The organism is Pseudomonas sp. C6002 (assembly GCF_013385805.1).
Lineage (GTDB): Bacteria > Pseudomonadota > Gammaproteobacteria > Pseudomonadales > Pseudomonadaceae > Aquipseudomonas.
Genome location: NZ_JACAPH010000004.1, coordinates 135178 through 159083 on the forward strand (window position 1 = coordinate 135178; position 23906 = coordinate 159083).

18 protein-coding genes and 1 riboswitch are annotated in these 23906 nt (G+C 61.8%); of the genes, 11 read left to right on the forward strand and 7 right to left on the reverse strand.

Going from position 1 to position 23906, the window contains the following annotated elements:
- Positions 1-113: 113 nt before the first annotated feature.
- The 5 genes from HX817_RS01800 (at position 114) to HX817_RS01820 (ending at position 6286) form a co-directional block, all read left to right on the forward strand.
- Positions 114-1871 carry a carbamoyltransferase gene (locus HX817_RS01800; RefSeq protein WP_008439143.1) on the forward strand — a complete coding sequence of 586 codons (1758 nt, stop codon included), beginning with the start codon at positions 114-116 and terminating at the stop codon, positions 1869-1871.
- Positions 1872-2768 (forward strand): GNAT family N-acetyltransferase, encoded by an 897-nt coding sequence (locus HX817_RS01805; protein ID WP_008439141.1) that lies wholly within the window; start codon positions 1872-1874, stop codon positions 2766-2768.
- The gene (locus tag HX817_RS01810; protein ID WP_102367969.1) at positions 2765-4171 is read left to right on the forward strand and encodes a PIG-L deacetylase family protein; all 1407 of its coding nucleotides are present in this window, start codon (positions 2765-2767) and stop codon (positions 4169-4171) included. Before HX817_RS01805 ends, HX817_RS01810 begins: the two co-directional genes overlap by 4 nt.
- Before the next feature lie 85 nt (positions 4172-4256).
- Positions 4257-5405 carry a glycosyltransferase family 4 protein gene (locus tag HX817_RS01815; RefSeq protein WP_008439138.1) on the forward strand — a complete coding sequence of 383 codons (1149 nt, stop codon included), beginning with the start codon at positions 4257-4259 and terminating at the stop codon, positions 5403-5405.
- Positions 5402-6286 (forward strand): glycosyltransferase, encoded by an 885-nt coding sequence (locus HX817_RS01820; protein ID WP_177039701.1) that lies wholly within the window; start codon positions 5402-5404, stop codon positions 6284-6286. Before HX817_RS01815 ends, HX817_RS01820 begins: the two co-directional genes overlap by 4 nt.
- A 66-nt stretch (positions 6287-6352) precedes the next feature.
- Here the strand turns inward: HX817_RS01820 and HX817_RS01825 are convergent, their stop codons facing one another.
- Positions 6353-8230: an O-antigen ligase family protein gene (locus HX817_RS01825; RefSeq protein WP_177036436.1), complete on the reverse strand. Its 1878-nt coding sequence runs from the start codon at positions 8228-8230 to the stop codon at positions 6353-6355.
- Between the two features lie 159 nt (positions 8231-8389).
- On the opposite strand from HX817_RS01825, the gene msbA reads away from it, so the two are divergent.
- Both msbA and hldE read left to right on the forward strand, forming a co-directional pair.
- The gene (gene msbA, locus HX817_RS01830) at positions 8390-10195 is read left to right on the forward strand and encodes a lipid A export permease/ATP-binding protein MsbA (protein ID WP_003209481.1); all 1806 of its coding nucleotides are present in this window, start codon (positions 8390-8392) and stop codon (positions 10193-10195) included.
- Between the two features lie 154 nt (positions 10196-10349).
- On the forward strand, positions 10350-11771 hold the full coding sequence (gene hldE / locus HX817_RS01835; protein WP_003209486.1) for a bifunctional D-glycero-beta-D-manno-heptose-7-phosphate kinase/D-glycero-beta-D-manno-heptose 1-phosphate adenylyltransferase HldE: 1422 nt from the start codon (positions 10350-10352) through the stop codon (positions 11769-11771).
- Between the two features lie 133 nt (positions 11772-11904).
- Here the strand turns inward: hldE and HX817_RS01840 are convergent, their stop codons facing one another.
- The 4 genes from HX817_RS01840 to HX817_RS01855 form a co-directional block, all read right to left on the reverse strand.
- Positions 11905-12873, reverse strand: coding sequence for a hypothetical protein (locus HX817_RS01840; protein WP_003209488.1), 969 nt, complete (start codon positions 12871-12873; stop codon positions 11905-11907).
- A 41-nt stretch (positions 12874-12914) separates the two neighbouring features.
- Positions 12915-13727: an aldo/keto reductase gene (locus tag HX817_RS01845; RefSeq protein WP_003209490.1), complete on the reverse strand. Its 813-nt coding sequence runs from the start codon at positions 13725-13727 to the stop codon at positions 12915-12917.
- The gene (locus HX817_RS01850; protein WP_177039702.1) at positions 13724-14899 is read right to left on the reverse strand and encodes an FAD-binding oxidoreductase; all 1176 of its coding nucleotides are present in this window, start codon (positions 14897-14899) and stop codon (positions 13724-13726) included. The genes HX817_RS01845 and HX817_RS01850 overlap by 4 nt, the downstream gene beginning before the upstream one ends.
- A 153-nt stretch (positions 14900-15052) precedes the next feature.
- Positions 15053-15388, reverse strand: a complete 336-nt coding sequence (locus HX817_RS01855) for a multidrug efflux SMR transporter (RefSeq protein ID WP_003209492.1) — start codon at positions 15386-15388, stop codon at positions 15053-15055.
- Between the two features lie 103 nt (positions 15389-15491).
- Here HX817_RS01855 and HX817_RS01860 point away from each other — a divergent pair, with 103 nt between their 5' ends.
- Together HX817_RS01860 and waaA are read left to right on the forward strand one after the other, a co-directional pair.
- Positions 15492-16382: a LysR family transcriptional regulator gene (locus tag HX817_RS01860; RefSeq protein WP_008439125.1), complete on the forward strand. Its 891-nt coding sequence runs from the start codon at positions 15492-15494 to the stop codon at positions 16380-16382.
- A 23-nt stretch (positions 16383-16405) separates the two neighbouring features.
- Entirely contained in the window at positions 16406-17683 is a 1278-nt protein-coding gene (waaA, locus tag HX817_RS01865; RefSeq protein ID WP_177039703.1) for a lipid IV(A) 3-deoxy-D-manno-octulosonic acid transferase, read from the forward strand.
- Between the two features lie 122 nt (positions 17684-17805).
- On the opposite strand, the gene HX817_RS01870 is transcribed toward waaA, so the two are convergent.
- Positions 17806-19245, reverse strand: a complete 1440-nt coding sequence (locus HX817_RS01870) for a TolC family outer membrane protein (protein WP_102604279.1) — start codon at positions 19243-19245, stop codon at positions 17806-17808.
- A gap of 196 nt (positions 19246-19441) precedes the next feature.
- A riboswitch (TPP riboswitch) is annotated at positions 19442-19547 on the forward strand.
- Between the two features lie 145 nt (positions 19548-19692).
- On the opposite strand from HX817_RS01870, the gene thiC reads away from it, so the two are divergent.
- On the forward strand, positions 19693-21597 hold the full coding sequence (gene thiC / locus HX817_RS01875; protein ID WP_008439122.1) for a phosphomethylpyrimidine synthase ThiC: 1905 nt from the start codon (positions 19693-19695) through the stop codon (positions 21595-21597).
- A 189-nt stretch (positions 21598-21786) separates the two neighbouring features.
- Positions 21787-23076: a putative hydroxymethylpyrimidine transporter CytX gene (gene cytX / locus HX817_RS01880; protein WP_177008312.1), complete on the forward strand. Its 1290-nt coding sequence runs from the start codon at positions 21787-21789 to the stop codon at positions 23074-23076.
- On the opposite strand, the gene HX817_RS01885 is transcribed toward cytX, so the two are convergent.
- Positions 23045-23791: an RsiV family protein gene (locus tag HX817_RS01885; protein WP_087692488.1), complete on the reverse strand. Its 747-nt coding sequence runs from the start codon at positions 23789-23791 to the stop codon at positions 23045-23047. The two genes, cytX and HX817_RS01885, sit on opposite strands and share 32 nt — an antisense overlap.
- Positions 23792-23906 lie beyond the last annotated feature (115 nt).

The following is a 23906-nucleotide window of genomic DNA, read 5'->3' on the forward strand; positions in this document are numbered from 1 at the left end:
CGCGCCGTGTTTACGCTATAATCCCGCCCTTTAGCTGTTTCTCGCCCAGGCGGGAAGCACACTTTTTTCAGGCGTGACGCGCCTGCATGCAGACTAAAAGAGGCTAGACCCCTGTGGCATTGACGATTCTTGGCCTGTCCGGCGCCCTTAGCCATGATCCTTCCGCAGCCTTGTACATCGACGGCAAGCTGATCGCTGCCGCCGAAGAAGAGCGCTTCGTGCGCGACAAACATGCAAAGAACCGCATGCCCTACGAGTCGGCGAAGTTCTGCCTGGAACAAGCCGGTATCAAGCCTTCCGACGTTGATGTGGTGGCGATTCCGTTCGCCCCCATCAGCCTGTTCGGCGAGGCCCGCTGGCACTATGCCAAGCGTTACTGGTACGCCCCGGACCGCGCCCTCGACGCGATCCTGATGGGCAACCGTCGCTACAAGCGCTATCGCAACAAGATCGTCTGGTGCCTGGAGCAACTGGGCTTCGATCCGAAGAAAATCAAGATCGAACCGGTTGAACACCACCTGGCCCACGCTTCCAGCGCCTATCACTGCTCGGGCTTCCAGGAGAAGACCGCGATCCTCGGGATCGACGGCAAGGGCGAGTACGCCACCACCTTCTTCGGCTACGGCGAAAACGGCAAGATCCACAAGATCAAGGAATTCTACGATCCGGACTCCCTCGGCGGCCTGTATGGCGCGATCACCGAGTTCCTCGGTTTCGAGATGCTCGACGGTGAGTTCAAGGTCATGGGCATGGCGCCGTATGGCGATGCCAGCAAGTACGATTTCTCGCGCCTGGCCTCCTTTGAAAACGGCGAGCTGGTGATCAACACCGACTACGCCAACGTCATCGGCCTGCGCCGCTACAAAGAGAAGGGCAAGGGTTTCTACTTCTCGCCAAAACTGATCGAGTGGCTGGGTCCGAAGCGCGAAGGCGATATCGCCGACGAGCCGTACATCCACTACGCGGCCAGCATGCAGGCGCTGTTCGAGAAGCTGGCGTTGCAGATGATCGACCATTACCTGGGCGACATCCTCAAAGACACCGGCAAGCTGGCCTTCGCCGGCGGCTGTGCGCTGAACGTCAAGCTGAACCAGAAGATCATTGCCCGCGACGACGTCAAGGAGCTGTTCGTGCAGCCGGCGTCCGGCGATGCCGGTACTGCGGTGGGTGCAGCCGCCTACGTGTCTCACGCCCGTGGCGTACCGGTTGAGAAGATGGAACACGTCTATCTCGGCCCGTCCTACAGCAACGAAGACGTGATCGCGGCGTGCGCCAAGCACGAGAGCAAGCCGGTTTGGCGCAAGATTGAAAACATGCCCAAGCGCATCGCCAGGATCATGGTCGACGGCAACCCGGTGGCCTGGTTCCAGGGCCGCATGGAGTTTGGCCCGCGTGCCCTGGGCGGTCGTTCGATCATCGGTTGCCCAAGCGCCACCGGCGTGGCTGACCGGATCAACCACCAGATCAAGTTCCGCGAGCGCTGGAGGCCTTTCTGCCCGTCGATGCTCGACACCGTTGCGCCACAGATGATCAAGGTCGATCACCCGGCGCCGTTCATGACCTTCACTTTTGAAGTGTCGGAAGAGTGGAAAACCCGCGTGCCGGAAGTGGTCCATGAAGATGGTACCTCCCGTGCCCAGGTGCTCAAGCGCGAATACAACCCGCGCTACTACGACATGATGAAAGAACTGGAAGTACTGACCGGCAATGGTGTGTCGCTGAACACCTCGCTCAACCGTCGTGGCGAAGCGATGATCTGCTCGCCGACCGACGCGCTGAACATGTTCTTCGGTTCCGACCTGCAGTACCTGATCATGGAAGACATCCTCGTGGTCAAGGACGGCGTGGACCCTTATGACGCCGTGGTCTAAATGCTGAACCGCTTCCAGGGCTGGCGTGAACGTGGCTGGACGCCTGTCGAGGCCGAGGTTTACGCCCAGGCCTGGCAGCGTTTTGGCGGCAGCGTGGCGACTCATCCGCAGATCGTCGAGCGGCTGGCGCACCTGGCGCAGATTCCGGTGCGCTACCTGGGCTGGGAGCAGGACGGTGAGCTGAAGGGCGCAATTGCTACCTGGGGGCGCGACCTGGCCCTGTCCAAGGACGTGCTCAAGCGCAAAGGCAAAAAAGGCCTGTTTGATCTGGGTAATGCCGAGATCATTCTGCCGATTGCCGCCGATGCGCAGGTGCCATTGCGCCATCGCGCGCGTTATCTCTCTGCACTGAATGAGGGGCGCGTAAGCACCCTCAAGCCCCAGGCCGAGCAGTTGGCCATGGCGCGCACACCGGAAGAGTTGTCGAAGAAGTTTCGCTACAACCAGCGCCGTGAATTGCGTTTGCTGGAAGAGGCGGGCGGCGTGGTGCGGGCGGTCGGCGAGTTTTCCAGCAGCGAACTGGCGGCGATTTACTGCGACCTGTTCCAGCGGCGCTGGGGTTTCCCGGCGGCGGGTGCCGAGCGCTTGGCCGAGGTGCTGGAGTTGCTCAAGGAATTCCTGTTCGGCTCGGTGCTGTTTCTCAATGACGCTGCGATTGCCGTGCAACTGGTGTATCAGGTGCAGGCGCCGCAGTGGGTCAGCGCCGAATACGTCAACGGCGGTGTCGACCCTGAAACCAAGGCGTTCAGCCCCGGCAGCGTGCTGAGTTTCCTCAATACCCAAAGTGCCTGGGAGCAAGCGCGAGCGAGCGACAAGCCGCTGCGTTTCTCCTTCGGGCGTTCCGACCGTGAATACAAGGAGCGCTGGTGCAACCCGGTGCCGGTGTTCAGCGTATGAGTCGCAAACAGCAATTGCTCAAGCAGCACCGGCGCAACAAGCGTATTGCGCTGTTGGTGGGCCTGTTGCTATTGGTGGCTGTCGGTGTGCTGGTGGCCTGGTGGTTGCCACTGGTGCTGGCCGTGGTGCTGTGGGCCGCACATGAGGCCTGGTTTGCCGATCATCTGTTCTACTCGCCGAAAGACGATTATGAGTACGCGTTTCCTGAAGGGAGCGAGTGCGCGGGCCTGCGTCTTGAAGCCGGGCGCCTGCTGTTGGACACGCCTCTGGTGGGCGATGAAACCCTGATCGTCGGGGTTGAACTCAAAAGCTCTTGGCTCGGGCGTTTTCTCGATCCTGCGGTGGAGTTATCGGGCCTGGATGCACCCGACCGGCAAGTCTTCGAGCGGGGGGTTGCAGGACGGCGCTACCTCAACCTGACAGGCATGGGCGAAGCGCTGGCCAGCGGTAAGCTGCGCTTGCGCGGGCGCTTCTGCCGGATCAAGGGGCAGCCGACGCTCTGGTTGTTCCGCCAACCGGACTACCGTCGCCAACGGGTGATGGTCATCGCGCCCCATGCCGACGATGCCGAACTGGCCGCTTTCAGCCTCTACAGCCAAGCCGATGAGAGCTGGATCGTCACCCTGACGGCGGGCGAAATCGAAGCCGATCACTATCAACAAATGGGCATGCCCAAGGCCGATGCCGCACGGCTTAAAGGCCGCCTGCGTGCCTGGGACAGCGTCACCGTGCCGCGTTGGGCGGGAGTACCCGAGGCGCAGTGCGTGCAGTTGGGCTACTTCTGCATGCAACTGCCGGCGATGCAGGCTGCGCCGGATCAGCCCCAGGCCTCCCGGGAAGCCCAGTTGGACGATACGCGGCTGTTTCGCCAGTTCAATGCCCTGGCCTTGCCCGGGGATGTGGACGGCGCCCCAACCTGGAATAACCTGATTGCCGACCTCCGAGCGCTGCTGCTCAAGGCGCGCCCGCAGGTGATCGTGTTGCCGACGCCGTTGCTGGATCCGCACCCGGATCACATCTGCGCCCACGCCGCGATCCTTGAGGCCCTGCAAGGCCTGGAGTGGCAACCGGGCACGTTGCTCGGCTACGCCAACCACCTGCATGATAACGATCGTTGGCCCATGGGTGATTCGGGCGCTGGCGTGGCCTTGCCGCCGCGTTTTGATGCCTCCGGTAAACTTGTGCCTTGCAGCTTGCCGCTGACGCTCAGCCAGCAGCAGGACAAGGCCATGGCCCTGGGCATGATGCACGACTTGCAGCCGCGGGCGCCGTTCAAGCGCCGCGTGCGCAGGTGGTTGCAGCAATTACTGGCGGGCCGTAGTCCATCGCCTTACGGAGAGAATGAGTTCTTCCGCAAGGCGGTGCGCCGTCATGAGTTGCTCTGGGTGTTGAAGCAGGATTGAGACCTTATTGAAGGCAGGCTTGCAGCGCCTGCCGCCCCTTTTCGCCGGGCTGCGCGCCCGCAGCCAGATTGCAGCATGGAGAGTTATGAAACCTCGTTTCAAGGTTTTGCAGTTACAGCCGGACTACAACGTCAAGACCCACGACTTCGCCGACCTCGGCGAGCAGATCGTCAAGGCCTTGCCGGCTGAACGTTTCGAGGTCACATCCGGGTTCCTCAGCGGCCGCCCGCTGCCCGGCCAGCCCCTGAGCGTGGCTGAGCACTCCCATTATTTCGAGTTGCCGGAAAAGTCCCTCAAGGGCATTCGTTTCGGCGCGATGTGGCAGATCTACAAATATTGCCGCGAGCAGAAATTCGACGTGGTCATCTGTAACCGCTTCAAGTCGGTGAACATGATGCTGTCGCTCAACCGCTGGTTGAAGATCCCCCTGTGCATCGGCATCTCCCACGGTTTTGGCGAGTACGCCCGGGGCTACCGCCGGCGCCAGACGCAGAAGTGGGTCAGCCCGGCGTGGCGATTCGTCGGGGTGTCGGCAGCGGTCAGGGATTACCTGGTGGACCTCAACTGCGGGTTCACCCGCGAAAACACCACCTTTGTCACCAATGCCATCGACATCCCCCAGGCCGAAGCCTTGCAGTTGCCACGGGATGAAGCGCGCAAGGCCCTGGGCCTGCCGCTGGATGCACGGATGATTGGCGCCCTGGGCCGCCTGGTGCCGATCAAGGGCCACACCCATTTGTTGCAAGCGTTCGCCACCCTCAAGGACAAATACCCTGAGGCCCAGGTGGGGATCATCGGCTCCGGCCGCGCCGAAGCAGACCTGCGCGCCGATATCGAGCGCCTGGGCCTGACCGGCCGTGCGCACCTGCTGGGCTTTCGCGAAGATGGCATGAAGTATGTGCGCGGTTTCGACATCTGGACCATGCCGTCGTTGTTCGAAGGCCTGGGCCTGGCGCTGCTGGAAGGCATGAGCGGCCATCTGCCGGTCATCGCCTCCAATGGCCCGGCGATGCTGCCGTTGGTGCAAGGTGCCGGCGGCCTCTCCCATGATCCGGGCAATGTCGAGCAGTTGGCGGCAGCACTGGACACTTACCTGGCGCTGAGCGACGAAGAGCTGCGTGCCAAGGGTGAGCAAGTGTTCCGCTACCTGGAAGAAAACCACACCTTGGACGAGTTCCGGCACAAGTATTTGAACCTGATCGAAACCGGTCTGCGTGAAGTAGGTAAAGCATGAGTCTGCAGCAACCCCTGGTCACTGTGATCATCGCCTCCTACAACCACGGGCCGTACATCGAGCAGAGCATTCTCAGTGTGCTCGGCCAGACCTACGCCAATATCGAATTACTGGTGGTGGACGACGGTTCCAAGGATGACAGCGTGGAGCGCATCCAGCGCTTGCAGGCCGAACACGGGTTTGATTTCCAGGTGCAGCAGAACCAGGGCCTGACCAATACCCTGAACGGTGCCATCGCTCGCGCCAAAGGCAGCCTGATCGCGCCATTCGGCTCCGATGACATCATGCTGCCTGAGCGCATCGCCACCCAGGTTGCCTACATGGAAGGCAAGCCGAAGGTGGGTATTTGCGCCGGCAATATCGAGTTGATTGATGGGGACGGCAAGCCATACCCGGAGAAGAAGCAGCGCCGCGACTTGCCGTTTCGCAGCCTGGATTTCGATGACCTGTTCCTCGATCGCAAGCCCTTTCCGCCGGCACCGACGCTGATGATCCGTCGGCAGGCGCTGGAAGAGGTCGGAGGGTTCGACCCGCTGATTCCGCTGGAAGACTTGCTGATCGAATTGAAGATCACCCACGCCGGGTACACCATCGACGTGTTGAACGTGGTGATGGCGCGCTATCGCCAGCACGCGACCAACACCTACAAGAATCACCGCTACATGATCCAGAACATCCTCAAGACCTACGGGTTGTTCAGCGATCATCCAGCCTACGATCAGGTTCGCTACAACTTCCTGAACTCGATGTTCCTCAAGACCGCCGACCGTGACCGCCCACTGGCGCGGGAGATCCTCAAGCAGATTCCGTTGAAGTTCTGGGGTCGCAAGACCTTGCGTGGGTTGGTGCGGCTGTACCTGGCGCCGCAGCGCAGCTCATAGGGCTTCGGCCGGGCCATTGCGTTCACCGCAATGGCCCGGGGCCTGCAACCCCGGCGCTTCAAACCATCACTTGGCCGGGTTCGCTACCTGCGCAACCGGACGATTGAGCCTGGACACCTGGTCACGGATCTTCGCCGTGGCGCTTGGCGATGCTGCCGAAGCGTAGCCAGCGGCGAGTTGTTCAAAGTGGGTTTCGAACAACCAGTTGCGGTCCTGGGGATAACGCTGCATGTGCCGCAGGTTGCGCTGGCGCAGGGCGTTACGCAGCGGCGATGGGTAGATGCGCATGTCTGCCACGTCAATCAGGCCGAACTCGCCATCATCCATCAAAAGTACGTTGCCCAGGTGCAGGGAGCGGAAGTACACGCCGCGCTCGTGGAGCTGGGCCATGAACCGGCCGAAACGTTCGATCAGCGATTCCCGCAGGCTGCTGTCCAGGCTTTGCAGGGCCTGGCGCAGGGTCAGGCCGGGCAGCGGCTGATAACGTACGGCGCTGCTCGCATCCTTTAACTGATAGAGATTGAGGATGACCGGTGATGGAATCCCCAATGCACGCAGTTGCTCGCTGTTGCTGGCAAAGCGCTCTGAATAGGGATTGAAGCTGCCTGAGGTGTACCAGCGACGAGGGCGGAACAGCTTGAGGAAGCTGCCATCCTCCAGGCGCAGGACCTTGGGCCCCAGGCCATCGGCTTCGATCACGTGGGCGTTGGCGCACAGCTGTTCGAAGTCTTGCGATTTCAGGCGTTGAACCGGCATGCGCAGCAGGCTGCGGCGACGCTGGGCGATGCTCAGGCCGGCGATCAGTGCCAGCGGGATCCACAGCAGGAACCAGTGCTCTTTTGGTCGCGAGAGAATGCCGCCGCCTTCGGTCAGGCCGGCACCGATGCCATAGGCCAGCAGGGAGGAGGCCAGGATGAACAATGGCTGCGCACGTTCCTTGAGGCTTTTGTACAGGCCCCAGCCGAGCATGAATATCCAAGGGATGAAGCCGATGATGCCGACGTAATAGAGCACGCCGAGGGCAAAGCTGTGGGGTTCGCGCAGTTGATTGCCGTCGGCGAGTGTCAGGTACAACTCTGAGTCGTAGCTGTGGCCGATCCAGGGGTGTTCGGCAATACGCTCAAGCGACATGCTCCAGAGTTCGAAGCGGGACGAGCTGCCACGATTGGTGATCAGTTCGGGATAGAGCAGCAGCAGCGCCGCGGCCGCCAGCGCCATACAGGCGATCAGCAGGGCCGAGCGCCGATTGCGAGTGATGAAACTCATCCAGAGCACGGCAAGGAGCAGGGCAACCAGCGGCGTTCTCGAGCCGGTGGCCATCACTGCAGCGCCCATGATTGCCAGTGCCGGAACGCTGAACCAGAGTACGTGCGCACGCTTGGTGGTCATGCATACGTACAGCCAGTAAATGCAGAAGAATCCGAATACGTGAGAGCTCAGCAGCGGATTATCAAGAGCGCCACGCCCGCCGATCATTCGCGAGCCATCCGATAGGTGGGGAGCAAAAGCCACCAGGCTGCAGGCGCTCGATATCAGCGCAATCAGCGCGGCACAGAAGAAGATCGGCTTGAACAGTTCGCTGCGGTAATGCAGCAACAGTCCTAAGCCGACAAACAACGTGAAGGTATTCGGTGGCCGCTTGAACAGGTCGGAGTCTGTCGTGGCCTCAGGGCTCCAGAGCAGGCTGGTGAGCGCCCAGCCCGAGAAAACCAGGAAGGCAATCGCCAGCGGCTCGCGCAATACCTGCTTGAATTCCGTCGGGCGCAGGCACAGCAGCAACAGTGTCGGCGCTGCGAACAGCAGGTAGTAGAACCTGTGCAGCACGTTTCGATTGGTGACGAAGAACAGCGAACTCAGGAGCAACAACAAGCCGATGGGCAGAATCCACAAACAGAGGAAGTCGAAAACGCGATTTGAGCCATAGGTAAGGCGCTTGGAGTGCATACAGAAAAGCCGTTCCAGAATAAAGAAAGCCGACCATACTAAAGTAGTGGCTATATAATGTCGTCCGTTGGATCCAACGGGGCTGCGGTTGTGCCGCGTGCAAGTACAACAGAGAAGCTGTGCTAAAGTCAGCCTCCTTTTTCAAAACCGCCGCGTGATATGACCGACTCCAGTCCGAGCGCAAGCCCTTCGAGCTTGAAAATATACTTCCGCCTGCTCAGCTACGTTAAGCCCTATGCCGGCTTGTTCGCGCTGAGTATCGTCGGCTTTCTGATTTTCGCTTCGACCCAGCCGATGCTGGGCTACATCCTCAAGTACTTTGTCGATGGCCTGTCCAACCCTGAAGCGGTGTTGTTCCCCACGGTGCCTTTCCTGCGTGACCTGCAACTGCTGCAGGCCGTGCCGTTGCTGATCATCCTGATCGCCGCGTGGCAGGGCCTCGGTTCGTTCCTGGGCAACTACCTGCTGGCCAAGGTTTCCCTGGGCCTGGTCCACGACCTGCGGGTGCAGTTGTTCAACAACCTGCTGACCCTGCCGAACCGCTATTTCGACAATCACAACTCCGGGCACCTGATCTCCCGCATCACCTTCAACGTGACCATGGTCACCGGTGCTGCGACCGATGCCATCAAGGTGGTGATTCGCGAAGGCATGACGGTGATCTTCCTGTTCGCCTCGCTGCTGTTCATGAACTGGCGGCTGACCCTGGTGATGATCGCCATCCTGCCGTTGATTGCCGTGATGGTCAGCACCGCAAGCAAGAAATTCCGCAAGCAGAGCAAGAAGATCCAGGTTGCGATGGGCGATGTGACCCACGTTGCCTCGGAAACCATCCAGGGCTACCGCGTGGTGCGCAGCTTCGGCGGGGAGGTGTATGAGCAGAAGCGCTTCCTCAAGGCGAGCCTGAGCAACACCAACAAGCAACTGCGCATGACCCGCACCGGCGCGATCTATACGCCGGCGCTGCAACTGGTGATCTACAGCGCCATGGCAGTGTTGATGTTCCTGGTCCTGTACCTTCGCGGTGATGCGTCGGCGGGTGACATGGTCGCCTACATCACGTTGGCCGGCCTGTTGCCCAAGCCGATCCGCCAGCTGTCCGAAGTCAGCTCGACCATCCAGAAAGGCGTGGCCGGTGCCGAAAGTATTTTCGAGCAGTTGGACGAAGACGTGGAAATCGATCGCGGCACCATCGAGCGCGACAAGGTCAGCGGCCGCCTGGAAGTGCGCAACCTGAACTTCACCTACCCGGGCACCGAGCGTCATGTGCTCAAGGACATCACTTTTACCGCAGAGCCCGGGCAGATGGTTGCCCTGGTGGGGCGTTCGGGTAGCGGCAAGTCGACACTGGCCAGCCTGATCCCGCGTTTCTACCACCATGAGAGCGGTGAGATCCTGCTCGACGGCGTGGAAATCGAAGACTATCGCCTGCTCAACCTGCGTCGGCACATCGCCCAGGTGACCCAGCACGTGACCCTGTTCAGCGACACGGTGACCAACAACATCGCCTACGGTGACCTGGCCGGCGCACCGCGGGCCGATGTCGAGGCGGCAGCGGCCGATGCCTATGCCAAGGACTTCATCGACCAGTTGCCCAAGGGCTTCGACACCCAGGTCGGCGAAAACGGCGTGCTGCTGTCCGGCGGCCAGCGCCAGCGCCTGGCAATCGCCCGGGCCTTGCTCAAGAATGCGCCATTGCTGATCCTCGACGAGGCCACCTCGGCGCTGGACACCGAGTCGGAGCGCCATATCCAGGCCGCCCTGGACAAGGTCATGCAAGGCCGCACGACCCTGGTGATCGCTCACCGCCTGTCGACCATCGAGAAAGCCGACCTGATCCTGGTGATGGACGATGGCCGGATAGTCGAGCGCGGTACCCACGGCGAATTGCTGGCGCAAAACGGTTACTACGCCCGACTGCATGCCATGGGCCTGGACGCGCCGATCCCGGCCGACATCACCTGATCTGCAGGAGCCGGCTTGTCGGCGATGGCCACCGCGGTTGCACTGAAAAACCGCGGTGGCCGCATCGCCGGCAAGCCGGCTCCTACATTGCACAAGCCTTTGACAACCCTGTGGTAATATCGCGCCCCTGTTCATTTTGTATGTGGGTTGCTCCATGAAGTTGTCCATGCCGCGATTCGATCAAGCCCCTGTCTTGGTGGTCGGCGATGTCATGCTCGACCGTTACTGGCATGGCGGTACCTCACGGATTTCCCCTGAGGCACCGGTACCGGTAGTCAAGGTCGAGCAAATCGAAGACCGTCCAGGTGGCGCTGCCAACGTTGCCCTCAATATTGCCGCCCTCGGCGCCCCGGCATCCCTCGTGGGTGTGACCGGCGACGACGAGGCTGCCGACAGCCTGGCCAACAGCCTGAAGGGTGCGGGTGTGCGTGCGCTGTTCCAGCGCATTCCCCACCAGCCGACCATCGTCAAGCTGCGGGTGATGAGCCGGCACCAGCAATTGCTGCGTATCGATTTTGAAGAACCCTTCGCCACCGACGCCCTGGTGCTCAGCGCCCAGGTCGACGAGATGCTCGAAGGCATCAAGGTGCTGGTGCTGTCCGACTACGGGAAAGGCGCCTTGAAAAACCATCAGGTACTGATCCAGGCCGCCAAGGCCCGGGGCATTCCGGTGCTGGCAGATCCCAAGGGCAAGGACTTCTCGATTTATCGGGGCGCCAGCCTGATCACGCCGAACCTCAGCGAATTTGAAACCATCGTCGGCGGTTGCGTCGATGAGCACGAGCTGGTGACCAAGGGCGCCCAACTCATGGCCGACCTCGACCTGGGTGCCTTGCTGGTGACCCGTGGCGAACACGGCATGACCTTGCTGCGTCCCGATCACCCGGCCATGCACCTGCCGGCGCGGGCCCGTGAAGTGTTCGACGTGACCGGTGCCGGTGACACCGTGATTTCCACCCTGGCCGCGGCAATTGCGGCGGGCGAGGAACTTCCCCATGCGGTGGCCCTGGCCAACCTGGCAGCAGGTATCGTGGTCGGCAAGCTCGGTACGGCGGCCATCAGTGCACCTGAGCTGCGCCGCGCCATCCAGCGATCCGAAGGCTCGGAGCGCGGCGTGTTGAGCCTTGAGCAACTGTTGCTGGCGATTGACGATGCCCGTGCCCATAACGAGAGCATTGTCTTCACCAACGGTTGCTTCGACATCCTCCACGCCGGTCACGTGACCTACCTGGAGCAGGCGCGGGCCCAGGGCGATCGCTTGATCGTGGCAGTCAACGATGATGCGTCGGTCAGCCGCCTCAAGGGGCCAGGCCGGCCGATCAACAGTGTCGACCGTCGCATGGCGGTGCTGGCAGGTTTGGGTGCGGTGGACTGGGTGATCAGCTTTGCCGAGGCGACCCCGGAAAACCTGCTGGCCCAGGTCAAGCCGGACGTGCTGGTCAAGGGCGGTGATTATTCCGTCGACCAGGTGGTGGGTGCCGATATCGTCAGTGCCTACGGTGGCAAGGTCAAAGTGCTGGGGTTGGTGGAAAACAGCTCGACCACGGCGATTGTCGAGAAGATCCGCAATAACTGATGGTGGGAGCGGGTTCGTGTGGGAGCGGGCTTGCTCGCGAAAGCGGTGGGTCAGCTGGCAGATGCAGTGACTGATACACCGCATTCGCGAGCAAGCCCGCTCCCACATTCGACCGCCGCGACCTGATGTCCGGTTACGGGTTGGCTTTTTTCTTCGGCACGATCTTGCGCAAGATCTGCCGCGCCTTACCCGTCAAGCGCTTCAATTTCGATTCTTTCTCCGGTGCACTCAGCCCTTGCTGGCGCAGCCAGTCCTTCCAGCGGATCCGCTCATCCCGCACGATCCAGCCTTCCTGCTGGGCAAAGCTTTCAGCCAGATACAACCCTCGCGTACTCGCCGGATACAGCTGATCCTTCTTCAAGGTATACAGCTCCGCACACGGCTGCCCGTCCTTCAGCGGCATCAGGTACAGGTCCGGGCGCTGGCGGTCCAGGCGGGCCACCAATTGGTCGCCCTCCAGGCGCTCGTCCACATGAAACAGGCTCAGGGACTTCGCCTCCTTGGGCACTTCCAGGCGCAAGTCATAAATCAACTGCAGCGAAGCCGTGGGCAGGTGCACGTAGGCGCGTGGCCGTTCAATCAATTGCATGGTGGCGCAGCGCACCGGGCGCGCGGCCCCGGACAGCGGTGAGAGACGGAACGGCAACGCTTCGCGGTAGTGCAGGGCCGACGAGTAGGGCGCCGGCAGCCAGGTGTCATTGAAACGACCGCCCAGCCAGCCTTCCGGGGTTTCCAGCAGGCATTCCTCGGCGATTTCCTGGATGGCGGTGTGCAGTGGCAGGTTCAGTTCGTGGGCCGGCACATAGCCGGAGATCAGCTTGAGCACGACGTCGCCACGGTCTTGTCGGCGCTGGCGCACCAGCACCCAGTAATCGCGGTTCTGCCAGTGCAGCGTCAGGCGCACCGAGACCCCAAGGTTGGCCAGCTCCAGCACGAAACGCTCGGTGTCTTTCACCTCCACCGGCTTGCGCCGTTGCAGGGTCTGGGCGAAGTTGAGCGGCATGCCGACGCTCTGGTAGCTCAAGCCTTCGGGGGTTGCTTCGACATGCAGCGGCAGTGTCTTGAAGTTGCTGGGGTTCTTTCTTATGAGCGTTCGCGGCATGTCGGCTCCTTCTTGCGTCGGGGTCGGCCGCGTCGGCGGCATCAGAGTTGGCGAATGACCTTGGCAGCGGTCGCCACGTTGTGGGCGAGGTGCAGCGGATTAATGGTCCCGACAATAGCACTGGCAACGCCAGTTTGCGCAAACAACAGCATGAAACTGGCGTGAATTGGATCCACTCCGGATTCCAGGCAGACATGGCCACTGGCTAGTGCCTTTTTCACCAGGATGCCCTTGCCGTGTGCGGCGGCATAATCAATGACGGCTTTCTCGGCCTGTTCGTTCAAATTGTAGGTGACCATGGCGCAATCACCTTGTTCCAGAGCCTTTACACCGCCCTCGACGGTTTTGCCGGAGAAGCCGAAACCACGGATCTTGCCCTCGCGCTTGAGGTCTTCCAGGGTCTGGTAAACCTCGCAATCATTGAGGATATGCAGGTCGTTGCCGTCGGAGTGCACCAGCACCAGGTCGATAAAATCCGTTTCCAGTCGTTTCAGGCTGCGCTCCACCGAAAGTCGGGTGTGGGCTGCGCTGAAGTCGTGATGGGATACGCCTTCGGCAAACTCTTCGCCCACCTTGCTGACAATTACCCATTCCTGGCGCTGGCCGCGCAACAGCGGGCCCAAGCGTTCTTCGCTGCGGCCATAGGCGGGCGCAGTGTCGATCAGGTTGATGCCCAATTGCCGGGCCTGGCGTAACAGCATCCGCGCCGCATCGTCATCGGGAATCTGGAAGCCACTGGGGTATTTCACCCCTTGGTCGCGGCCCAGCTTGACGGTGCCCAGGCCCAGCGGCGAGACCAGCAGGCCGGTGCTGCCCAGTGGGCGGTGGAGGTCGTGCAGAGTCGGCAGGGTCATGGCAGCAGTTGCTCCCAGGCAGGTTGGGCGATAGCGGGTTTCGGCAGCTCGGGCATTTTTTCGGTAGTTCCGGGCTTGATGCCGTCACGTTCCAGTGCGTTGATCACTCGATCGGCGAAATCCGGTGCCAATGCCAGCTTGGTCGGCCAGCCCACCAACAGGCGATCCTGTTCGGCGAGGAACGCGTTGTCCGGGCGGGTCAGGCCTGACTGCAATGGTTCGGCGCGGTCGACGCGCAAGGTGGCCCATTGGGTCTGGCTCATGTCGATCCAGGGCAGCAACTGCCCCAGCTCTTTTTGGGCGGTGGCGATCTGTTGCTCCGGGGTACGGGCCACACCTTCGGCTTCGGCGATATCGCCGCCCAGGTACCACACCCAATTGCCGTCGGCGGCGGGATGCGTGGTCACGGTGATGCGCGGCTTGGTGCCGCCCCCCAGGCAGTGGGCGTACAGCGGCTTCAGGCCGGGGCCCTTGGCGATGATCATGTGCAGAGGTCGGCGTTGCATGGCGGGCTGGCTCAGGCCCAGGGCGCCGAGCAGGTCAGCGGTGCCGCCGCCGGCGCTGACGACGATACGCTGGGCGCGGATCTCACGGCCATCGACCTTCAGGCCGACCAGTGTGCCTTGTTCCAGCAAGGGTTCGATCTGTTTACCCGCGAGCAAACCGTCGCCGGCCAGTTGGGCCAGGCGTTCGATAAGGCTTGGGACGTCGATCACCAGTTCGGCCAGGCGATAGACCTTGCCCTTGAAGCGGCGATCTTGCAGGGCCGGTGGCAGGTCATCGCCCTTCACTTGATCCACGCGGCCACGCACGGCCTTGCTCGCGAAGAAACTGGTGAGGTTGCCGGCGATGGTGCCCGGCGACCACAAATAGTGGGCTTCGGACAGCAGGCGCACACCGGAGAGATCCAGTTCACCGTTGCCCGCCAGGGCTTCGCGCCAGCGGCGGGGCATGTCGGCGATGGCTTCGGAGGCACCGGTCAGGGCGCCGTGCAGTGCATATTTGGCGCCGCCGTGGATGATCCCCTGGGACTTCACGCTTTGCCCGCCACCGAGGGTGGCGCTTTCCACCAATACCGTGGAAAAGCCCTGGCGGCGCAGGCGCGCATTGAGCCAGAGGCCGGCAACCCCGGCGCCGACAATCAGAACGTCGGTGGAAATAACGGATGGCATGCAGCGACCTCAGTGTTCAAGACAGGCTGCGCAGTATACAGGCTCATGAAGTGAATCTTCGCCCCAACGCTCCCTGATGACAGACGCACCGCAGGAGCTGTCGAGTGGAACGAGGCTGCGAGTTTCAGCCTCAATTGAATCTCACGTGAACGCTCAGTGCCCGGCCGTTTTCGAGAACAACTGAATCACCACCACGCCCAGCACAATCAGGCCCATGCCCAGCATCGCCGGGATATCCAGTTTCTGCCCGTAGATAAACAGCGCGGCGATGCTGACCATCACGATGCCCATCCCGGCCCACACTGCATACGCGACACCCACCGGCACGGTGCGCACCACCAGCGTGAGCATCCAGAAGGCCACGCCGTAGCCGACGATCACCAGCAACAACGGGATTGGCGTGCTGAAACCCTTGATCGCTTTCATGGAAACGGTGGCGATCACTTCCGAGCAGATGGCAATGGCCAGGTAATAGTAGGCGGCGTTCATGGGGTAAATCCTCGGTACAGGGTCGCTTGATAAGGTTGGCATTTTAGAGACTTGTCAGATGCGGTAAAGTCATTACCTATCCGAATTGAAGATGGGTTGAGCCATGAGCGTGCAGTGGAGCCTTGAACAGATGCGCCTGTTTGTCAGTGTCGCTGAGCAGCGTTCATTTTCGGCGGTGGCGCGGGACCAGCGTCGGGCGCAATCGGCGGTCAGCAATGGGATTGCCCTGTTGGAGGCGGACCTGGGCGTATCCCTGTTTGACCGCAGCAGCGGCCGCCAGCCCCGTTTGACCGAGGCGGGCACGGCACTGCTCGAGGAGGCGCGGGAAGTCTTGCGCCAGTGCGAGCGCCTGAATGGCCGTGCCTTGTCATTGATGCGCGGTGAAGAGGCGCGCCTGCGCCTGGCCCAGGATGAAGCCATGCTCTATCAGCCGGTGCTCGATAGCCTCGAAGCGCTGGCGGGAAAATTTCCCAGCCTGGAAGTGCAGTTGTCCAGCGCCGCCCAAGGCGATGTCGCGCGCAAGCTGGTGGAGCGCAAGGCGGATCTGGGCCTGCTGTTCTATCACGATCAGATTCCCGAAGCGTTGGAGCGCCGCGTGCTGGGCAGTGTGGAGATGGTGACCGTGTGCGGTATCGGGCATCCCATGGCCAAGGAACAGTTCGTGGATTGCCAGCGCCTGGCGCAGTTTCGCCAATTGCTGATGGCGACCCAGACCAGCGTGTATCCCGGCAGCGAGGCCGCCAGCCCGCAAGTGTGGCGGGCTGACAGTTTCTACGTGCTGGCCGAATGGCTGGCGCGCGGCCTGGGTTGGGCCTGGTTGCCGCGGCATGTGGTGCAGTATCCGGCCTATCAGAACCAGATGGTCGAACTGAACAGCGAATGGACCCCGCCGGCGCTGGTGGTGGAGCTGGTCTGGCGCCGCGACGAGCCCCTCGGCCCGGCCGCGCGTTTCCTCGCCGAACGTTTTGCCGAGTGCTTGCAGGCGATCGACTGAAAAAGCCGATAAACTCCGCCGCCATGAATAGAACTCTCTACAGCTGTCTGTTTTACCTGGCGCTGCCGTTGGTAGCTTTACGTCTGTGGCTGCGGGCCCGCAAAGCGCCTGCTTACGCGAAGCGCGTGGGTGAACGCTTCTCCTGGGGCTTGCCGGTGATGCAACCCGGCGGGATCTGGGTGCATGCGGTGTCGGTGGGCGAAAGCATCGCCGCTGCGCCGATGATTCGCGGGCTGCTGGAACGTTATCCACAGCTGCCGATCACCGTCACCTGCATGACGCCCACCGGTTCCGAGCGCATCCAGGCGTTGTTCGCCAACGAGCCGCGCATCCAGCACTGCTACCTGCCGTACGATTTGCCCTGTGCGGCCAAGCGTTTTCTCGATCGCGTGCAGCCGAAACTGGCGGTGATCATGGAGACCGAACTGTGGCCCAACCATATTCACCAGTGCGCCAAACGCGGGATTCCCGTGGCATTGGCCAACGCGCGGCTGTCGGCTCGCTCGGCCAAGGGCTACGGGCGTTTCGCCAGGCTGACCGCGCCGATGCTGGCGGAAATGAGCCTGTTCGCCGTCCAGACCGAAACCGAGGCCGAGCGTTTTCGCAGCCTGGGTGCACGGCCCGAGACTGTCGAAGTCACCGGCTCGATCAAGTTCGACCTGACCATCGACCCGCAACTGCTGGCGCGCGCCGCCGCGTTGCGTGAACAGTGGCACGCCAGTGAACGCCCGGTGTGGATCGCCGCCAGCACCCACGAAGGCGAAGACGAAGTGGTGCTCGCCGCCCATCGCCAGTTGCTTGCCAGTTATCCCAATGCGTTGCTGATCCTGGTGCCGCGCCATCAGGAGCGCTTCAACCCGATGTTCGAGCTGTGCCAGCAGCAGGGTTTCGCCACGGTGCGTCGCTCCAGCGGCGAGGCGGTGACGGCGCAAACCTCGGTGTTGCTGGGCGACACCATGGGCGAGTTGCTGTTTCTGTATGCCCTGGCCGACAGCGCTTTTGTCGGCGGCAGCCTGGTTGCCACGGGCGGGCATAACCCGTTGGAGCCGGCGGCCTTGGCCAAGCCGGTGATCTGCGGGCCCCACGTGTTCAACTTCCTGGAAATCAGCGCAATGATGCGCGACGCCGGCGCGTTGCAGGAAGTGGACGATGCCGAGGGTTTGGCGGTGGCGGTGCAGCGTTTGTTCGAGCTGCCGCAGGATGCGCAGAAGATGGGGCAGGCGGGGCTGGCGGTGATGCGCGCCAATCAGGGGGCGTTGAAGCGTTTGCTGGACGGGTTGGGCAGACTGCTTAACGTCTAACAACACAAATCAAATGTGGGAGCGGGTTTGCTCGCGAATGCGCAGTGTCAGTCAGCGAATAAGTCGACTGATACACCGCTTTCGCGAGCAAGCCCGCTCCCACATTGGGTTAACTGGCGGTCTTAGTAACCCGGGTTAGCCTTCAGCTGCGCCGCGGCGGCCTTGGCCAGGTCCGGCGGCAGGAAGTCCTTGTCCGGGTTGTAGTCGGCCTTCAGGTAACGCGCCAGATCCTGCAAGTCCCCCGGGTTCAACGTGCCCGCCGCCTGCTTCAAGCGCAGGTTGTCGAGGATGTAGTCGTAGCGGCTGTTGTTGTAGTTGCGCACCGAGGTGTACAGCTGGCGCTGGGCGTCCAGCACATCGACGATATTGCGCGTGCCCACCTGGTAACCGATTTCCGTGGCTTCCACCGCGCTCTGGTTGGAGATGATCGACTGGCGGCGCGCCTGTACCTGCTCCACATCGGTGTTCACCGCGCGGTGCAGGTTGCGGGTGTTTTCCACCACCTGGCGACGCAGGCCCTCGCGTTGCTGCTCGGTCTGGCCCAGGCGGGAATAGGATTCGCGCACTTGCGAGCTGGTCAGGCCGCCGCTGTACAGCGGGATGCTCAACTGCAAGCCTACGGTGCGTTGCGAAACGTCACCGTGATACGGCTGGCCAAAGGCGCTCGGGTTGCTGAAGCCCAGGGCGTCGTTGTCACCTTTTTCATATTGCGCCACGGCATCCAGCGTCGGCGCGTGGCCGGCCTTGCGTTGCTTGAGGGTTTCTTCGGCGGCGGTGACGGCATAGTTGCTGGCCAGCAGGTTCAGGTTCTGGCGGCCGGCGGTTTCGACCCAGGCCTTGGCGTCGTTCGGCGCCGGCGGCAGCACCGGCAGCGTGTGCACGATGCCCTGGATCGAGTTGTACTGGCGGTTGGTCAGGGTGATCAGCGCTTCGAAGGCGTCGTCCACCTGACGCTGGGCCAGGATGCGGTTGGCCCGTGCGGTGTCGTAGCTGGCCTGGGATTGCAGCACGTCGGTCTTGTCCGACAGGCCGACGTCAAAGCGTTCGTTGGACTGGTCCAGCTGGCGCTTGAACGCGGCTTCTTCGGCCTTGGTGGACGCCAGGTTGTCCTGGGCCCGCAGCACGGCGAAGTAGTTTTCGGCGCTTTGCAGGATCAGGTTCTGTTCGGTGGCCGAGAGTTGCAGCGCGGCCTGCTCGTTGACGGCTTCAGCGGCTTGCAGCTGGAACCAGCGATCAGCGCGGAACAGCGGCTGGCTCAAGGTCGCGCGCCAGGAATGGGCGTCGCGGTTGACCGTGGCGGCGGGCTGGTCCAGCTGGGTGCGCACATTGTTGATGTCGGCACCGGCCGACAGGTTCGGCAGCAACCCGGCGCGGGCCTGGGGCACCACTTCTTTCTGCGCGCCGTATTGGGCGCGGGCGGCGGCCAGGTCGGCGTTGTTGTCCACCGCTTCCTGGTAGACGCTGACCAGGTCGGTTTTGGTCGTCAGGGGCGCTTCAGCTGCCCAGACCAGTCCGTTGGTCGCACAAGACACGGCAAGAGCCAGTGAAAGTTTGCGCAGCATGAGGCGATCCCTAGAATAAATATTACAGCGATAATTTGGAGCCCAAGGCTAAGGCGGCCCATTCCTGGCGTCAAGACCTCAGGCAGTCACCGAGTGTAGTGGCGCTATCACGGCACAACAATCCTGTAATTACGCCATTCATCACGATGAATGCACCGCCGTTGGCAATTTGCCTGCTCCATGGTCTAGACTGGCCGCGTTCTTGTCGGGGTGCCTTGTTGGAAGGCTGAGATCGGTAAATACCGGATCCCGTTGAACCTGATCAGGTTAGCGCCTGCGTAGGGAACAAGATTTCTCGTCACCCGGCGAGTCCTCTTGTGCTTCGTCCGGGATGTTGTTCGACAATCGAACAGCCCGTGCGCCAAGCACAGCACTGTCACAGTGCGTCCATCCGTCACAGGTTCACTCCGACAAAAATCCACCGCCTGGATAGTTGGAGAGCCCGTGATGAGCATCGAATTAAAAAGCCAAAAATCAAAAAACACCGTGCACTTGAGTGAATCGGCCAAGGTCGACTCCGGTTCCGTGCAGCCGTTTACCCGCTCGCAAAAAATCTACGTCCAGGGCACCCGTCCGGATATCCGCGTGCCGATGCGCGAAGTCAGTCTCGACGTGACCCCCACCGACTTCGGCGGCGAAATCAATGCGCCCGTAGTGGTCTACGACACCTCAGGCCCCTACACCGACCCGAACGTGATCATCGACGTGCGCAAAGGCCTGGGCGATGTGCGCTCGCCGTGGATCGAATCCCGCGGCGACACTGAGCGCCTGTCGGGCTTGAGCTCGCACTTCGGCCAACAGCGCCTGAGCGATGCCGAGCTGACCGCGCTGCGTTTTGCCCACGTGAAAAACCCGCGCCGTGCCAAGGCCGGGGCCAACGTCACGCAAATGCACTACGCCCGCAAAGGCATCATCACCGCCGAGATGGAATACGTCGCCATCCGCGAAAACATGAAGCTGGAAGAGGCCCGCGCCGCCGGTCTGCTGGACCAGCAACACGCCGGCCACAGCTTCGGCGCCAGCGTGCCGAAAATCATCACCCCGGAATTTGTCCGCGAAGAAATCGCCCGTGGCCGCGCGATCATCCCGGCCAACATCAACCACACCGAACTGGAACCGATGATCATCGGCCGTAACTTCCTGGTGAAGATCAACGGCAACATCGGCAACAGCGCCCTGGGTTCGTCCATCGAAGAAGAAGTGGCGAAACTGACGTGGGGCATTCGCTGGGGGTCGGACACGGTGATGGACCTGTCCACCGGCAAGCACATCCATGAAACCCGCGAGTGGATCATCCGCAACTCGCCGGTGCCGATCGGTACCGTGCCGATCTACCAGGCCCTGGAAAAAGTCGGCGGCGCCGCTGAAGACCTGACCTGGGAGCTGTTCCGCGACACCCTGATCGAACAGGCCGAGCAGGGCGTCGACTACTTCACCATCCACGCCGGCGTATTGCTGCGCTATGTACCGCTGACCGCCAAGCGCGTCACCGGCATCGTGTCCCGTGGTGGTTCGATCATGGCCAAGTGGTGCCTGGCGCACCACAAAGAGAACTTCACCTACACCCATTTCGACGAAATCTGCGAAATCATGAAGGCCTACGACGTCAGCTTCTCCCTGGGAGACGGCCTGCGCCCGGGCTCGATTGCCGACGCCAACGACGCCGCGCAATTCGGCGAGCTGGAAACCCTCGGCGAGTTGACCAAGATTGCCTGGAAGCACGACGTGCAAACCATGATCGAAGGCCCGGGCCACGTGCCGATGCAGTTGATCAAGGAGAACATGGACAAGCAGCTGGAGTGCTGCGACGAAGCGCCGTTCTACACCCTCGGTCCGCTGACCACCGACATCGCCCCGGGTTATGACCACATCACCTCGGGCATCGGGGCGGCGATGATCGGCTGGTTCGGTTGCGCGATGCTCTGCTACGTCACGCCGAAGGAGCATTTGGGCCTGCCGAACAAGGACGATGTGAAGACCGGGATCATCACCTACAAGATCGCGGCCCATGCGGCGGACTTGGCCAAGGGGCATCCGGGGGCGCAGATTCGTGACAACGCGTTGAGCAAGGCGCGCTTTGAATTCCGTTGGGAGGACCAGTTCAACCTGGGCCTGGACCCGGACACGGCGCGTTCTTACCACGATGAAACCTTGCCGAAGGACTCGGCCAAGGTCGCGCATTTCTGCTCGATGTGCGGGCCGAAATTCTGCTCGATGAAGATCACCCAGGAAGTGCGTGAGTACGCGGCCAACCAGCGCATTGAAGCGGTGGATGTGGACGTGGCCAAGGGACTGGCGGAGCAGGCGGAGCGGTTCAAGCAGGAAGGTAGCCAGCTGTACAAAAAGGTCTGAATCAGAACCTGTGGCGAGGGAGCTTGCTCCCGCTGGAGTGCGCAGCGCTCCCGGAATCTGGATCGGTGTCTTGACTGACACTCATCGGTTGCAGGTTTTGGGGCGGCTTCGCCGCCCAGCGGGAGCAAGCTCCCTCGCCACAGGGGACTTTGCTGATTCAAATAATAGTGTCCCTCTGAGATAACACCCTTGAGCATTCAACCCAGCACCTATTCCCCAGACATCGCAGTCCCCTTGGACAAACGCGTCTTCGGCGCCCGCGATCTCTTTTCCCTGTGGTTCTCCCTGGGCATCGGCCTGATGGTCCTGCAAACCGGTGCACTGTTGGCGCCGGGCCTGGGCCTCTCCGGTTCCTTGCTGGCAATTTTCCTCGGCACTTTGGTCGGCGTGCTGTTGCTGGCCGCCGTCGGCGTGATCGGCAGCGATACCGGCCTGTCATCCATGGCCGCCCTGAAACTCAGCCTCGGCACCAAGGGTGCAAGCCTGCCGGCGCTGCTGAACCTGCTGCAGCTGATCGGCTGGGGCTCATTCGAAATCATCGTGATGCGCGACGCCGCCAGCCTGTTGGGCGCCCGCGCGTTCAGTGAAGGCAGCCTGCTGACCAGCCCATTGTTCTGGACCCTGGTATTCGGCGCCCTCGCGACCTTGCTTGCCGTCAGCGGTCCGCTGACCTTCGTGCGGCAGATCCTGCGCAAGTGGGGCATCTGGCTGCTGCTGGCCGCCTGCCTGTGGCTGACCTGGAACCTGTTTGCCAAGGCCGACCTGGCCACTCTCTGGGCCCAGGCTGGTGACGGTTCGATGCCGTTTGCCGTTGGCTTCGATATCGCGATTGCCATGCCGCTGTCCTGGCTGCCACTGATTGCCGACTACTCACGTTTCGGCAAACGCGCGAAAAACGTGTTCGGCGGCACGGCACTGGGTTTCTTCATCGGCAACTTCTGGCTGATGAGCCTTGGCGTGGCCTACACCCTGGCGTTTGCGCCGAGCGGTGAAGTGAATGCGTTGCTGCTGGCATTGGCCGGAGCCGGCCTGGGGATTCCGCTGCTGCTGATCCTGTTGGATGAATCAGAAAACGCGTTCGCCGATATTCACTCGGCGGCGGTGTCCAGCGGGATTCTGTTGCGCTTGAAAGTCGAGCACCTGGCATTGGCCATTGGCGTTATCTGCACGCTGATCGCCTGCTTTGCACCGTTGGCGCAGTACCAGAACTTCCTGCTGCTGATCGGCTCGGTGTTCGCGCCGCTGTTCGGCGTGGTGCTGGTGGATCACTTCATCCTGCGCCGTCGTGGCCATGGTGTTGCCGCCAACCTGCGCTGGCCGGCACTGCTGGCGTGGCTTGGAGGGATCAGCACCTATCACCTGTTGGCGAATCTGTACCCGGATGTCGGCGCGACCCTGCCGGCGCTGGTGCTGGCAGGGCTGTTGCACTTCATCCTGGGCCGGGCCTTCAGTGGCGTGCGGGCACCAGCTCAGGCTTGATCACGCCGGTGAGGCGCGCATAGGGGATGGTCATTTCGATCAGCCCCAATGCGTACGGCGCGATGGTGGTCACGTTGTACTTGAGCACCACTCCATTGCTGGTCAGCGCCACATTCGGGGTTTTCTGGAACGGCCAGTTCTTCACGAACTCCGGGTCACGGTCCATCTGCGAGTTGATCAGCCAGTTGTTGTGGGCGACTTTCGCGGTCTTCCAGAATGCATCTTCCTGGCCCGGCAACAGCATGTCGGTCAGGCTCAGCTCTTTGTGCAGCAGGCGTGAATAGTTGATGAAGCCGCGGCCCGGCTCGCCGTGGGCGGTGCCGGTGTCCAGGTAGCTGGACACTTCGATGATCACCAGTCCGTCATGCTGCTCACGTACCTTGGCCTGCAAGTACATGCTGTTGCGGTCCGGGGACTCACGCAAGAACTTGTCGCGGTAGGCGTTCAGGGTGGCGGGCATGGCCTGGCCAGGTGAAGTGCGGGCCATCTGCAGCAGGCGCTGTTCGATGATCTGGTCCAACTGCGGCTCGGACGGGAAGTGCACGGTGTCGATATTTACCAGCGGGCAATCCGGACTGCTGCAGCCGGGTTTGATCTGCTCGGAGGCGTCGGCGGTGGTGTCCAGCGGCTTCAGATAGGCCGGTTGGAACAGGCTCTGGCAAGCACCCAGGGTCAAGGCGATACAGGCCACGGAGGCGATTTTTAAAAGCGACATGTGTGTCCTTCATAAATCGAGGAAAGGTGAAAATGTGGAGCTTCGACTCCCGACAAGGCAGTCAGTTCGCCACTAAGCTGATTAGAGTGAGTTTGACGCCCGCCGTCTATCCCGG